This window comes from Stenotrophomonas sp. GD04024, assembly GCF_029837545.1.
Taxonomy (GTDB): domain Bacteria; phylum Pseudomonadota; class Gammaproteobacteria; order Xanthomonadales; family Xanthomonadaceae; genus Stenotrophomonas; species Stenotrophomonas forensis.
Genome location: NZ_JAOEDV010000011.1, coordinates 78,634 through 91,788, shown reverse-complemented (window position 1 = coordinate 91,788; position 13,155 = coordinate 78,634). Strand labels below are relative to the sequence as shown.

The window sequence follows — 13,155 nt, the reverse complement described above, 5'->3', positions numbered from 1 at the left end:
GGATGCGGCCGTCATATCCGCTCAGGCGCACCTCCACCTTCTGGTTGCGGGCATTGCGCGCTTCCAGCGACCAGGTCGCGCCGTCACGTTCCAGCGAATGGATCTCGCGCAGGCCATGCGCCTGCGCCCGTGCCAGCACCTGCTCGGTGGTCAACATCGCGCGGCTGCTGTGTTCATCAAAGATCTCGCCGGTCTTCGGATCCACATAGACCTCGCTGAAGCGGCCATCGGCACGGCTCACGTCGGCTTCCCACAGGCCGTCATCGCGCTCGATCTCGTGGATCTGGGTATAGCCGGCCTTGCGCAGGGTCTGTTCGACCTGGGCCATGCCCAGCGGTGCGGCCTGCGCGGCCGGTGCGATGGCCAGCGCAGCGACGGTGGCGAGAGTGAGCGACTTCAACATGGGGGTTCTCCTGTTCGTGGCCGGATCATCCCGGCACCGCCACGATGCATGCCCCGGTTAACAGCGCCTTAGCCGCGGCTGTTAGGCAACGGTTAGTCGCCATCGGCATACTCGCGCCGGTTCCCCTTCCTGGCGCAGTCACGATGCTCCCCACCCTCACCCTGCTGCTGGCCCTGGCCGGCGCCCCGAACGCTGCCGCTCCGACGCAGGACCCGGCGCAACAGGTCGCGCGCCGTGCCGTGCAGCAGGGCCGCTATGTGCCGCTGGAAGGCGTGGTGCGTGATGCGCTCCGGCGCTATCCGGGCCAGCTGCTGGAAGTGGAGCTGGACGACGGCGTCTACGAGGTGGAGATCCTGCGCACCGACGGCGTGGTGGTGGAGCTGGATTATGATGCGCGCAATGGAAAGCTGTTGAAGACGGAGCTGGACGACTGATGCGTATCCTGCTGGCCGAAGACGATGCGGCGCTGGTTCAACGGCTGGTGCCGTTGCTGGAACAGGCCGGCTACGTCGTGCAGACGGTGGCCGACGGGCGCCAGGCCGAGGAGATCGGCCAGGTCGAGGACCTGCAGGCCGCGATCGTCGATCTGGGCCTGCCCGGCCTGGACGGGCTGAGCGTGATCGAGCGCTGGCGTGGCAATGCCCGCAGCTTCCCGGTGCTGGTGCTGACCGCACGCGGGCGCTGGCACGACAAACTGGCCGGCTTCGATGCCGGCGCCGACGACTACCTCACCAAGCCCTTCCAGGCCGACGAACTGGTGCTGCGCCTGCGGGCGCTGATCCGCCGCAGCCATGGCCATGCCAGCCCGCGCCTGCAGTGCGGCCCGTTGCAGCTGGACGTCAACGCAGGCCGCTTCGAGCTGGATGGGCAGGCGCTGGCGCTGAGTCCGCAGGAGTTCCGCGTGTTGAGCTACTTCATCCACCACAGCGGCAGCGTGATCAGCCGCGACCGCCTCGGCGAGCAGGTCTTCGAAGGCGGCTACGATCCCGATTCCAACGCGCTGGACGTCCTGCTCGGGCGGGTACGCCGCAAGCTGGGCACCGACCTCATCCATACCGTGCGCGGCCAGGGTTGGCGGCTGGCCGAGGCATGAGCGCGCGCCAGCCTTCGCTGCGCCGCCGGCTGCTGCTGGTCGCCGGCATCGGCCTGGTGCTGGTCTCGGTACTGGCCAGCGTCCTGCTGGGCGAGCTGTTCAAGCGCAGCGCGCGTGACCGCCTCGACCACGAACTGCGGCAGGACATGCTGACCCTGCTGGCGCAGGCCGAAGTGGACCCGGAAGGGCAGCTGCGCCTGCGCCAGGAACCGAACGACGCCCGCTTCCAGCGGGTGTTCTCCGGTGCGTACTGGCAGATCGCGGACCAGCAGGGCAAGGTGCTGCTGCAGTCGCGCTCGCTGTGGGACCAGACCCTGGCCGTCACCGCCGACGGCCCGACCCAGCGCAACCTGGCCGGGCCGATGCAGCAATCACTGCGTGCCCGCGTGCAGCAGGTGCGCCTGCCCCGTGCGGCGCAGGCCTATGTTGCCGTGGTGGCCAACGACCGCAGCGCACTGGATGCCGATGTTGCCGCGTTCCGCCAACGCACCGCGATTGCGCTGGCGGTGCTGGTGGCCGCGTGGCTGGCGGTGCTGGCCAGCCAGGTCCATTTCGGGCTGCGCCCGCTGCGCGGACTGCGCCAGCAGCTTGAGCGCATCAGGCGTGGCGAAGCCGAACGTATCGACCGCCGCCAGCTCGATCTGGAAATCGCACCGCTGGCCGATGAACTGGACGCCCTGCTCGACCACCACCAGCGCATGGTGGCGCGTGCGCGCAGCAGTGCGGAAGACCTCGCCCATGCACTGAAGACGCCGCTGAGCGTGCTGGCCGCCGAGACACAGGGCGACGGCCGCGACTGGCGGCGTACGCTGCACGAACAGGGTGCGCGCATGCGCGCCAGCATCGACCGCTATCTGGCCGCCGGCCTGGCGGTGGACCACCGGCAGCGCAGCGAGGTAGCCCCCGCCGCCGAAGCGCTGTGCCGGCTGATGACCCGCGTGCACGCCAGCCGCGGCATCCACTTCCGGGTGGACGTGGCCCCCGGGCTGGCCTTCGCCGGCGCCGTGACCGATCTGGAAGAAATGCTGGGCAACCTGCTGGACAACGCCGGCAAGTGGGCCCGCCACGAGGTGCGGCTGCGCGCCCTGGCCCAGCAGGACCGGCTGCACATTGAAGTGCGCGACGACGGCCCCGGCCTGGACGAGGCCAAGCTGGAAAGTGTGTTGCAGCGTGGCGTGCGCCTGGACGAACGGGTGGAAGGCAGCGGCCTGGGGCTGGCCATCGCAGCCGACATCGCCGCCAGCCACGGCGGCTCACTGCGCCTGTCGAACGAAAACCCCGGATTGCGCGCGCGGCTGGAACTGCCGCTGGCGCCGGCTGACTAGGTCGGGGCCGGACGGCCCCAGGCGCAGCCGGGCGTGGGCTCGGCTCAGCGCGTCACCCATCAGCGGTGGTGCATCCACCAGCAATCGATCGCGTCCAGCACGATGTGGATCATCAACCCGATGCCAAACAACCGCGTCTTCTTCGGCACGCACAGACCGGCATAGACCGCGATGGCCGGCGCGGTGTGCAACGGGTGGAAGCCGATGCTGCAGCGGTTCGGCGCGTAGATCGGATCGGCCAGCAGGTGGTCCAGATCGATGATCCAGCCCAGCAGCATCAGCAGCCACGCCGAAGCGAAACGCTTGCGCCAGAACAGCCATGCCAGCAGGGCTGGCACGGCGGCATGCAGGAACAGATGGAAGATCGCGCGTGCGCTCATCAGGGCCGGCAGCGCCGGGCCATGCCCGGCGTTTCCTTCGACGTCAGACCAACGGTTCGTCGGACAGGTAGGTGTAACCGGTCAGGCCGGCTTCCAGCGCGTCCGACAGTTCCTGCGCACGTTCCGGCGACAGCTGGGCCTCGGCCACGCGCTGTGCGTAGGTGGCACGCAGTTCGTCCAGGCGGTAGCCCACGTAGTCCAGCATCACGTCGGTGGTATCGCCACGGCGCTGCTGGGTGATGGCATAGCCATCGGCATCGGCCAGCACTTCCACCGCGTCGGTGTCGCCGAACAGGTTGTGGATGTCGCCCAGGATTTCCTGGTAGGCGCCGACCATGAAGAAACCGATGCGATAGCTCTCGCCCGGCTTCATCTTGTGCAGCGGCAGCGAGCTGTCCAGGCTCTCGTTCTCGACGTAGGTTTCCACCATGCCGTCCGAGTCGCAGGTCATGTCGGCGATGATGCCGCGACGGTCCGGGGTTTCGTCCAGGCGCTCGATCGGCACGATCGGGAACACCTGGTCGATCGCCCACACGTCCGGGATCGATTCGAACACGCTGAAGTTGACGAAGTACTTGTCGACCAGCCGCTCGTTCAACTCATCCAGCACCGGGCGGTGGCTCTTCTCGTCATAGCTCAGGCGCGCACGCACGCCGTGGGCGATGGCGTAGAACAGATCGTCGATGCGCGCACGCTGCGGCAGGTCAATCTGGCCCAGCGCGTAGCTGGCCAGGCCTTCGGCGTGGAAGTGCTGTGCTTCCTGGAACAGTTCCACCGCCGGGCGCACGTCCAGCTCGTCGTGGATCTCGCGCAGGTGGCGGATCGCCGCCGGCTCGTCGTCGTGCTGGTCCGGCACGCGGCCTTCCTGCGCCTCTTCCACTTCCGAGACGTTGGCGATCAGCACCGCGTGGTGCGCGGTCATCGCGCGGCCGCACTCGGTGACGATGCGCGGCGGGGTCAGGCCGAACTCTTCGCAGGCATTGGCCAGCGGCTGCACGATGTTGCTGGCGTAGGAATGCAGGCCGTAGTTGATCGAGCAGAAGCTGCGCGAACGGGTGCCTTCGTAATCCACGCCCAGACCACCGCCCACGTCTACGTGGGTGATCTTCGCGCCCAGGCGCGACAGCTCCACGAAGTAGCGGGTGGCTTCGCGCATGCCGTTGGCGATGTCGCGCACGTTGGAGATCTGCGAGCCCATGTGGAAGTGCAGCAGGTTCAGGCAGTCGGCGTACTCGGTGTCACGCAGCGACTTCCACAGGTCCAGCAGCTGGCGCGGCGACAGGCCGAACTTGGCCTTGTCGCCACCGCTGTTCTGCCACTTGCCGGCGCCCAGCGAGGCCAGGCGCATGCGCACGCCCAGGCCTGGCTTCACGTCCAGCGCCTTGGACTCTTCCAGCACCAGCTTCAGCTCGGACGGCTTCTCGATGACGATGAAGGTCTGCAGGCCCAGCTTGCGTCCGATCAGGGCCAGGCGGATGTACTCGCGGTCCTTGTAGCCGTTGCAGACGATCAGGCCACCCGGGCGCGACAGCGCCAGCACGGCCATCAGCTCGGGCTTGCTGCCCGCTTCCAGGCCGAAACCCTCGCCATGGTGGCTGGCCAGGGTGCCGGCCACGCCACGGGTCTGGTTGACCTTGATCGGGTACACGGCGGTGTAGCCGCCACTGTATTCCCAGTCCTGCTGGGCCTGGCCGAAGGCCGCCTGCAGCTTGCCCAGGCGCTGGCCGAGGATGTCCGGGAAGCGCACCAGCAGCGGCAGCTTGGCCCCACCCGCGCGCGCCGCATCGACCACCTTGGGCAGCGACACCACCGGGCCGTCCGCCCCGGTCGGTCTCACCACCATGTGCCCGGCCTGATCCACGTCGAAGTAACCGTCCGCCCAATGCGGGATCGAGTAGGTCTTGCGGGCTTGGTCGAGGGACCAATCGGTCATTTCAGTCGGCCTTGTTGGCAATAAAAGGGGGGGCATGATAACGCCTATATGCCCACAGGTTCGTTATCATGCGCGCCCGCGCCCGTGACAGGTTCCAACCTGAACGGGCCGATCCGTCCGGATGTGGCATCTGTGCCACGCGGCCCCGCCCGCCAGCCCGGCTTCACCCCTCCGAACAGGACTGTTTTCCAATGACTGACAGCAACAACTGGTACATCGAACACTTCGAGCGCACCGGCTCGGCCATCGGCTATCGCATCACCGGCAAGCTGGACGAGGTGCAGTCGCCGTTCCAGAAGATCGAGATCTTCCAGACCACCGACTGGGGCAACCTGATGACCATCGACGGGGCCATCATGCTGACCAGCAAGGACAACTTCTTCTACCACGAGATGATCAGCCACCCGGTGCTGTTCACCCACGCCGCGCCCAAGCGCGTGGTGATCATCGGTGGCGGCGACTGCGGCACCCTGCGCGAAGTGCTCAAGCACAAGGGCGTGGAGAGCGTGACCCAGTGCGATATCGACGAGCAGGTCACGGTGATGGCGCGCAAGCACTTCCCGGAACTGTGCGATTCCAACGACGACGCCCGCGCCGAGCTGCTGTTCGACGACGGCGTGGCCTACATGGCCAACTGCCCGGCCGGCAGCGTGGACGTGGTGATCGTGGACTCGACCGATCCGGTCGGCCCGGGTGAAGGCCTGTTCAACAAGGCTTTCTACGAGAGCTGCTTCAAGGCCCTGAAGGACGACGGCATCCTGGTGCAGCAGTCCGAGTCGCCGCTGATGCAGCTGGACCTGATCAACGAAATGCGCACCGAGATGGGCAAGGCCGGCTTCGGCTCGTTCAAGACCCTGCCGTTCCCGCAGCCGTGCTACCCCACCGGCTGGTGGAGCGTGACCATGGCGCGCAAGGGCGACAGCAGCTTCGACTTCCGCCAGGCCGACTCGGCCGCCAAGACCTTCAACACCCTGTACTACACCGCCGCGCTGCACACCGGCGTGCTGGTGACCCCGCCGTTCGTACAGGCGGCGCTGAAGAACTGATCGGAAAGCGTGCCAACCAAGGTTGGCACCTACCAATGCAAAAGAAAAACCCGCGCTGGCAACAGCGCGGGTTTTTTCATGTTCCGGTAGTGCCGGCCGCTGGCCGGCAACCTCATGCAACGATCAAAGCGCCCAGATACCGGCGATCACCGCCACCACCAGGCCCCACTTGATCAACTGGTAGGCCACCACGCTGCGCTCGCGCAGCGCCTTGGCCTTCAGCCGCACCTTGTACACGCTGCCGAACGCCTTGTTGACGCCACCGGTCGGGTCACCCGGCAGATTCGGCGACGCACCACCGGCCAGCAGCGTGGCCGCCACCGCGCGGTTGAACAGGCCGGGCAGGCCGAAGTGCAGCGGACGGGCGATGTCGCAGAACAGGATCACGCGGTCATCCGGCGTCTCGTTGTGCGCATGGTGGATGTAGGTCTCGTCGAACATCATCCACTCGCCATCGCGCCAGCTCTTCTTGATGCCGTCCACTTCGATGTAGCAGCCGTCGTTGTTCGGCGTGGCCAGGCCCAGGTGCAGGCGCAGCGAACCGGCGAACGGATCGCGGTGCGGGCGCAGTTCACTGCCCGACGGCAGCTGCGCGAACATCGCCGCGCGCACGTCCGGCAGCGATTCCAGCAGTGCGGTGGTCTTGGGGCACATCGCCTTCGCCGACGGGTGCGACGGGCCGTACCACTTCAGGTAGAAGCGCTTCCAGCCACGACGGAAGAACGAGTTGAAACCGGCGTCGTTGAATGTGCTGGAGGCGGCGATCTTCTGCGCATCGCGCAGCGCCAGTGCCTCATCACGGATCATCTGCCAGTTCTGGCGCAGCGGCTCCAGCTGCGGGAACTCCTTGGCCGGGTCCAGGAACGGCGTGGTCGGCACCTTCGAGAACATGTACATGACCACGTTGATCGGGGCCATGAAACTGGAGTGGTCCAGCAGCTGGCGCGACCAGCGCGCGCGGACCTTGCCACGGAAGTGGATGTACAGCACGCAGGCCACGAACAGCGCTGCAATGACGATTTTGATGATCAAAGCACTTTCCTCCAGCCGCGGCCGGAACGGGAAACGGGGCGATGCACGGCCTGGCGGCCAGCACCGGTGGGGAGCGCGGCAGGGGACGGGGACGTGCCGGAGGGGGCGGCCGCCGATGTCGCGGGTTAACAGCTTATGGTCGGCAGGCCGTGCGCCGGGGTCAAGCCGGACGTGCGCCGCGTTCAGCTGAACGCGGTGGAGGGGGCCGAAAGAGCGCCCAACCTGTTGATGCATAAAGAACATCAAACAAAGTGAGACAGAAATGTCCGATTTGATGTGACGAACTGTTCCAGCCACGACCCCGACATTTCTCCGACAAATCGTCGATTAGCGAACTGGCGAGTACTAAAATTAACGAAAGCTTAGTAACTTCCTGTAACACCGGTTCGCTTGACGCTTTGCGCCACCCACCGGGTCGACCGAGACCCCGACATGTATCTCCCTGCACTGCCCCCCTCCTCCTGCGGCGATGACGCCGCGGCGCCGCTGCTGCTCAAGCGCGGCAAGCGCTTCCTCGCCCCCGACGTCTACCGCACCTGCCTGGACGGGCGCGAAGCGGTCATCAAGGACTACTCCCGCTACCGCGGCACCCCGGTTTCACTGATCGCCCGGCTGATGGTGCGCCGTGAAGCGCGCATGCTGCAGCGCCTTGGCGGCTGGAAACACGCCCCGGCCCTGCTCGGCACCCTCGGTGGGCTGGCACTGGGCATGGAGTTCATTCCCGGACAGACCCTCAGCACCGCGCAGGCCGTCGGCAACGATGTGTTCGAGCAGCTGCAGCACGCGCTCAGCCGCCTGCACGCGGCCGGCATCACCCACAACGACCTGCATGGCACCAACGTGGTGGTCAGCGGCGGCGTGCCCGTGCTGCTGGACTTCACCTCGGCCTGGCGCGTACCCCGCTGGTTGCGCCGCGGCCCGCTGAGCCGGCAGATGCGCCGCAGCGACATGAAGAACCTGCTGAAGATCCGCCAGCGCGTGACTGGCCAGGCGCCGAGCGCCGCGCAGGCCGCGCTGGTGGCCGACCCAGGTTGGGTGGCCGCCGTGCGCCAGGGCTGGAAGCGGTTCTACAGGTGGGCTAAGCGCCGCTGAATGCTTTTCTTTGGTAGGGGTCGAGCTTGCTCGACCGCTCTACCGCTCTTTGTAGAGTCGAGCTTGCTCGACTGCTCTGCCGCTCTTTGTAGAGTCGAGCTTGCTCGACTGCTCTGCCGCTCTTTGTAGAGTCGAGCCTGCTCGACTGCTCTGCGCTTCAGTCGAGCAAGCTCGACTCTACAAAAGCCGCTTTACAGCCCGAATACGCACAAAAACCGGGTTACAACGCGTCCGCGTCCAACTCACCGGTACGAATACGCACCACGCTGCCCAGGTCGTAGACGAACACCTTGCCGTCACCAATCTTGCCGGTGCCCGCAGCTTTCACGATGGCCTCAACCACCGCCTCCACCTGGTCATCGGTCACCGCCACTTCCAGCTTCACCTTCGGCAGGAAGTCGACCACGTACTCCGCACCACGGTACAGCTCGGTATGGCCCTTCTGGCGACCAAAGCCCTTCACTTCCGTCACCGTGATCCCGGTGACCCCACGCTCGGCCAGCGCTTCGCGCACGTCGTCGAGCTTGAACGGCTTGATCACCGCCATGACCATCTTCATCGTCTATCTCCTGTCTTCCGGCGTGGAGGATAGCGCCTGAACGCGGCCCGTGCGAAGCCGCTGCGGCCTGTCCGGGCAGTGGGTGCCGGCAGTATCCTTGTGCCGATTGGCCTGCCCGCGCCGGATGCACGGGCCCACCCCCACGGAGCCCCCCATGATCGACCTGAACCACATCGATGACCTTGCCCGTCGCCTCAGCGACCTGGTGCCGCCGGGCCTGCGCGAATCGCGCGAGGAACTGCAGGCCACCTTCAAGAGCGCGCTGCAGGCCGGCCTGGCCAAGCTCGACCTGGTCACCCGCGAGGAGTTCGAAGTGCAGCGCGCCGTGCTGTTGAAGACCCGCGAGAAGCTGGATGCGCTGGAAACGGCCGTGCGCGAGCTGGAAGGGCGCGGCGCCGCAGAATGAAAAAAGGAGGCGCACTGCGCCTCCCACTTACAGAGTATTTCGCGGATGGGGCCTTGCCGCAAGGCCCTGCCGGCGCCCTAGACTCGCCGGCCTGTCGATCCGACAGGACAGCGAGGGGCAGTGCCGATGGCGCCGGACACCGAATGGACACCCATTTCGCATGACACCTGCGACCAGGTCGCCGGACCGTTCTATCACGGCACCCGCGCCGACCTCGCGATGGGCGAGCTGCTGAGCGCGGGTTTCCGCTCCAACTATCGCGACGGTGTGGTGATGAACCACATCTACTTCACCACGATTGCCAAGGGCGCCGGGCTGGCTGCGGAGATGGCCAAGGGTGAAGGGCGACCGCGTGTGTATGTGGTGGCGCCGACCGGGCCGTTTGAAGACGATCCGAATGTCACCAACAAGAAGTTTCCCGGGAACCCGACCCGGTCGTATCGGAGTGCGCAGCCATTGCGGATTGTGGGGGAGATTACGGAGTGGGAGCTGTACGACGCGGAGTTCGTTCGGCAGTTGAGGGCGTTTGTTGCTTCGGGGAGTGGGGAGATCATCAATTGATGGAAGGAGAGACCCGTGCTTTGGCTGACGGAAGATCAATGCAGCAGGTCGTCGAACGATGTCCGCTTTCGGCCAAGAGCGGACACTATGTTGAGAGCGTTGCTCTGTCAGAGCCCGTTCCTCATCTCATACCAGTCTTGAGTCCGGTTGACGATGCGAACCACCGACAGCATTACCGGCACTTCGATCAGTACGCCCACTACCGTGGCCAGTGCGGCTCCCGAATGCACCCCGAACAGTGCCACGGCCGTGGCCACCGCCAGCTCAAAGAAGTTGCTCGCTCCAATCAGTGCGGATGGTCCAGCAACGCAGTGAGCTACACCTAGGCGACGGTTCAGGAGATAGGCCAGGCCTGAGGTGAAGTAGACCTGGATCAAGATGGGGACGGCGATGAGTGCGATGACCAGGGGCTGCTTGACGATCTGCTGTCCTTGGAAGCCGAACAGCAGCACCAGAGTAAGCAGAAGGGCAGACAGCGAAACGGGCCCGAGCCGGTGCAGCACAATCTGCAGACCACTGTTCCCGTTGCGCGAAAGCATCCACTGCCGTAGCAGCGCAGCCACCACTACGGGCGCGACGATGTACAGCCCAACGGACAACAGCAGCGTGTCCCATGGAACCGTGATCGAGGAAATTCCCAGCAGCAGCGCAACTACCGGGGCATAGGCAACGACCATGATCGCGTCGTTCAGCGCAACCTGGCTCAGCGTAAAATTCGCATCGCCACGGCACAGGTTGCTCCACACGAACACCATCGCAGTGCAAGGCGCAGCTGCCAGCAGGATCAGGCCAGCGATGTAGCTGTCAGTCTGCCCAGCAGGCAACCAATCTGCGAAGACGTGGCGAAGGAATACCCACCCCAGCAGTGCCATCGAAAAGGGCTTAACAGCCCAGTTGATGAACAACGTAACCCCGATACCTTTCCAATGCTGCTGCAGCTGGCGCATGGCACCGAAGTCCACCCTCAGCAGCATCGGGATGATCATCAACCAGATCAGCACCGCGATCGGCAGGTTGACCTTGGCCACCTCCGCCGATGCAAGCGTGGCAAAGGCGCCTGGCAGGAAATGGCCAAGCAAGGTCCCGGCCGCAATGCACAGCGCCACCCACAGAGTCAGGTGGCGCTCGAACAGGCCCATGGCTGGACGCGGCTTCACGGGGAGGCGTCGATCGGCTGCAACTGGCCGATTTGGTCCAGCGCGCTTTGAAGCGCCAAGCGATCCTTCCATAGCGTTTCTGGCAACGCCAGTAGAGCACGCAGGCGAATCTTCACGATGGTGTGAGCGCGTGCAAACGCTGCAGCCTTCTCACTATCAGTGCCTTCTACCGTAGCCGGATCCGGCAAGCCCCAGTGGCTGCGGATGAAGTCCCCAAACACCAGTGGGCAGGACTCTGCGGCTGCTGAATCGCATACGGTGATTACCAGGTCCATTGGCGCGGCATCCACGAACTCATCCCATGACTTGCTGCGCAGTCCAGCAATGGGCATCCCTTCGGCCTGCAACTGTGCGAGGGCAAACTGATTGACGGAGCCCGCAGGCTGACTGCCGGCACTGAATGCGTTGAAATCTTTGCCGCCCCACGCGCGTAGCGTGGCCTCAGCAAGGACGCTTCGCGCACTATTACCAGTACAGAGAAACAAGACGTTACGTGTCATCGTGCAATCGCTTTGGCAGGAAAGGGAACGTGCGGTTTCAGCACTTGCACTCGGGAAAAGTCGGCACGCATTGCTCGCTTGGCGAGCCTGCGCAGCAGTTGTGCGTGAGGTACTCGATCAAGCCAGTCATGGCAGCGAAGTTCGCGCGGTAACAGACGTTCCGGCCTTGGCTCTCGCTCTCCACCAGGCCGGCCTGTACCAACTCTTTCAGGTGGAAGCTCAGTGTTGCCGGCGGTACCTGCAGGGCCGTAGCGATGTCGCCAGCCATGCGCCCCGCTGGTCCAGCTTCCACCAGCAGGCGGAAGGCGGCCAGCCTGGTGGCATGGCCCAGGGCTGTCAGAGCAGAGATTGCATTTGATGTTTCCATATTTCTAGAATAATCGAATGAATGAGCCAATTACAAGTGCCGAACTACCAAACCTGGCGGTGGCCTCGCTGCCGCGGCCCGACCACCGGCTTCTCGCTGCCGCGGACCAGGGTCCGCCGAGGATCTTGCTCCTTTACGGCTCGCTGAGACCACAGTCGTTCAGCCGGAAGCTGGCCCTGGAAGCCGAGCGACTTCTGCACCACATGGGTTGCGAGACCCGTGTGTTCGATGCCCATGGGCTGCCTATGCTGGACAGCGTGGACAAGAGCCACCCCGAAGTTCAGCGGCTGCGGGAATGGTCACAGTGGTCCGAGGGACAGGTCTGGGTTTCGCCAGAGCGACATGGAACCGTTACCGGCGTGTTCAAGAATCAAATCGACTGGTTGCCGTTGGAAGATGGCAGCGTGCGCCCCACGCAGGGCCGGACGCTGGCGGTGATGCAGGTGAGCGGTGGCTCCCAATCGTTCAATACGGTCAACACCCTGCGGGTGCTCGGCCGCTGGATGCGCATGGTGACCATTCCCAACCAGTCATCGGTGGCGAAAGCCTTGGCAGGAGTTCGATGACGATGGGCGAATGAAACCATCCCCATACTACGACCGCGTAGTGGACGTGATGGAGGAGCTGGTGAAGTTCACACTGCTAACGCGAGGGCGGTCGGACTACCTGGTGGATCGCTACAGCGAACGAAAGGGTGACGATGCTGCGATTGCGTTGGCTCGGACGGCTGGGGCTACAGCCTCTTGATGCTCAGCGGCCACGCTGCCGATCAAAGCGTGGCCGCCGCTACTGCACATGGAAAGTACCCAGCTGCGGCTTATCAGAAGCAGGTGCTGGAGGCTATGTCCGCTATCGGCCAATAGCTGACATTCGGCTATCACCGGGGCGACCTACGGGAAAAGGCGAAAACTGGGCTGGAACCACCCTGACTGCTTCTGAGCCGCAAATCGTGCTGAATGGACATTCGTTCAGGCTGGCCCTTTCGAGGCCGCCGATCATTCTCGAGGAAACAGCACAAGCAGCACCACCGGCGGCGCCGATGCCAGCGTCACCGTCAATCGGTTCAAGAAGTTCTCCGGCGACGTGAAAGGCAAACGCTTTTTCTTCACGAGCAGACTGGATAACGCGGCGCTAAAGCACCTCGAGACGCTTCAGGTGCTCCGCACCTAGAAGAAATCGCGCAGATGGCGACCCAACAGCCTTTCCGCCGGATCGCGCGAGTTCGCGCTCGTGCCGTGGCCACCGGCGCTGGAGCGCCAGCTCAGCAAGCCAGTCGCAGGCATCATGCGTGGCGATGGAAC

Annotated in this window: 15 protein-coding genes and 1 pseudogene; 8 read left to right on the top strand and 8 right to left on the bottom strand. The window is 64.9% G+C overall.

Going from position 1 to position 13,155, the window contains the following annotated elements:
- A partial coding sequence (locus N7590_RS05825) for a PepSY domain-containing protein (RefSeq protein WP_279935236.1) occupies positions 1–403 on the bottom strand: 403 nt, incomplete at its 3' end.
- A gap of 143 nt (positions 404–546) precedes the next feature.
- Between N7590_RS05825 and N7590_RS05820 the strand changes: the two genes are divergently transcribed.
- From N7590_RS05820 to N7590_RS05810, 3 genes are read left to right on the top strand one after another with little or no spacing between them, the layout of a single operon-like run.
- On the top strand, positions 547–837 hold the full coding sequence (locus tag N7590_RS05820; protein ID WP_053511753.1) for a PepSY domain-containing protein: 291 nt from the start codon (positions 547–549) through the stop codon (positions 835–837).
- The gene (locus N7590_RS05815) at positions 837–1,496 is read left to right on the top strand and encodes a response regulator transcription factor (protein WP_053511752.1); all 660 of its coding nucleotides are present in this window, start codon (positions 837–839) and stop codon (positions 1,494–1,496) included. Before N7590_RS05820 ends, N7590_RS05815 begins: the two co-directional genes overlap by 1 nt.
- Entirely contained in the window at positions 1,493–2,821 is a 1,329-nt protein-coding gene (locus N7590_RS05810; protein ID WP_164242813.1) for an ATP-binding protein, read from the top strand. The genes N7590_RS05815 and N7590_RS05810 overlap by 4 nt, the downstream gene beginning before the upstream one ends.
- Positions 2,822–2,880: 59 nt before the next feature.
- Here N7590_RS05810 and N7590_RS05805 read toward each other — a convergent pair whose 3' ends face one another.
- Together N7590_RS05805 and speA are read right to left on the bottom strand one after the other, a co-directional pair.
- Positions 2,881–3,201 carry a DUF6122 family protein gene (locus N7590_RS05805; RefSeq protein WP_006474656.1) on the bottom strand — a complete coding sequence of 107 codons (321 nt, stop codon included), beginning with the start codon at positions 3,199–3,201 and terminating at the stop codon, positions 2,881–2,883.
- 43 nt (positions 3,202–3,244) lie between these two features.
- Positions 3,245–5,134 (bottom strand): arginine decarboxylase, encoded by a 1,890-nt coding sequence (gene speA / locus N7590_RS05800; RefSeq protein ID WP_049456466.1) that lies wholly within the window; start codon positions 5,132–5,134, stop codon positions 3,245–3,247.
- 191 nt (positions 5,135–5,325) lie between these two features.
- Here speA and speE point away from each other — a divergent pair, with 191 nt between their 5' ends.
- The gene (speE, locus tag N7590_RS05795) at positions 5,326–6,180 is read left to right on the top strand and encodes a polyamine aminopropyltransferase (RefSeq protein ID WP_164242814.1); all 855 of its coding nucleotides are present in this window, start codon (positions 5,326–5,328) and stop codon (positions 6,178–6,180) included.
- 123 nt (positions 6,181–6,303) lie between these two features.
- Here speE and N7590_RS05790 read toward each other — a convergent pair whose 3' ends face one another.
- The gene (locus N7590_RS05790; RefSeq protein WP_040009311.1) at positions 6,304–7,209 is read right to left on the bottom strand and encodes an aspartyl/asparaginyl beta-hydroxylase domain-containing protein; all 906 of its coding nucleotides are present in this window, start codon (positions 7,207–7,209) and stop codon (positions 6,304–6,306) included.
- 435 nt (positions 7,210–7,644) lie between these two features.
- Between N7590_RS05790 and N7590_RS05785 the strand changes: the two genes are divergently transcribed.
- On the top strand, positions 7,645–8,304 hold the full coding sequence (locus tag N7590_RS05785) for an RIO1 family regulatory kinase/ATPase (protein WP_164242815.1): 660 nt from the start codon (positions 7,645–7,647) through the stop codon (positions 8,302–8,304).
- A gap of 220 nt (positions 8,305–8,524) precedes the next feature.
- On the opposite strand, the gene N7590_RS05780 is transcribed toward N7590_RS05785, so the two are convergent.
- Positions 8,525–8,863, bottom strand: coding sequence for a P-II family nitrogen regulator (locus tag N7590_RS05780; RefSeq protein ID WP_005411374.1), 339 nt, complete (start codon positions 8,861–8,863; stop codon positions 8,525–8,527).
- A 154-nt stretch (positions 8,864–9,017) separates the two neighbouring features.
- Between N7590_RS05780 and N7590_RS05775 the strand changes: the two genes are divergently transcribed.
- Together N7590_RS05775 and arr are read left to right on the top strand one after the other, a co-directional pair.
- Positions 9,018–9,269: an accessory factor UbiK family protein gene (locus tag N7590_RS05775; RefSeq protein WP_049456468.1), complete on the top strand. Its 252-nt coding sequence runs from the start codon at positions 9,018–9,020 to the stop codon at positions 9,267–9,269.
- A gap of 126 nt (positions 9,270–9,395) precedes the next feature.
- Positions 9,396–9,830 carry an NAD(+)--rifampin ADP-ribosyltransferase gene (arr, locus tag N7590_RS05770; protein WP_164241594.1) on the top strand — a complete coding sequence of 145 codons (435 nt, stop codon included), beginning with the start codon at positions 9,396–9,398 and terminating at the stop codon, positions 9,828–9,830.
- A gap of 107 nt (positions 9,831–9,937) precedes the next feature.
- Here arr and arsB read toward each other — a convergent pair whose 3' ends face one another.
- The 3 genes from arsB to N7590_RS05755 are packed head-to-tail and all read right to left on the bottom strand — an operon-like array spanning position 9,938 to position 11,854.
- Positions 9,938–10,969 carry an ACR3 family arsenite efflux transporter gene (arsB, locus tag N7590_RS05765; protein ID WP_164241595.1) on the bottom strand — a complete coding sequence of 344 codons (1,032 nt, stop codon included), beginning with the start codon at positions 10,967–10,969 and terminating at the stop codon, positions 9,938–9,940.
- Between the two features lie 14 nt (positions 10,970–10,983).
- Positions 10,984–11,487: an arsenate reductase ArsC gene (locus N7590_RS05760; protein ID WP_164241596.1), complete on the bottom strand. Its 504-nt coding sequence runs from the start codon at positions 11,485–11,487 to the stop codon at positions 10,984–10,986.
- Between the two features lie 37 nt (positions 11,488–11,524).
- Positions 11,525–11,854 carry a metalloregulator ArsR/SmtB family transcription factor gene (locus N7590_RS05755; protein WP_164241625.1) on the bottom strand — a complete coding sequence of 110 codons (330 nt, stop codon included), beginning with the start codon at positions 11,852–11,854 and terminating at the stop codon, positions 11,525–11,527.
- 17 nt (positions 11,855–11,871) lie between these two features.
- Between N7590_RS05755 and arsH the strand changes: the two are divergent.
- A pseudogene (arsH, locus tag N7590_RS05750) lies at positions 11,872–12,601 on the top strand (arsenical resistance protein ArsH).
- Positions 12,602–13,155: the final 554 nt, after the last annotated feature.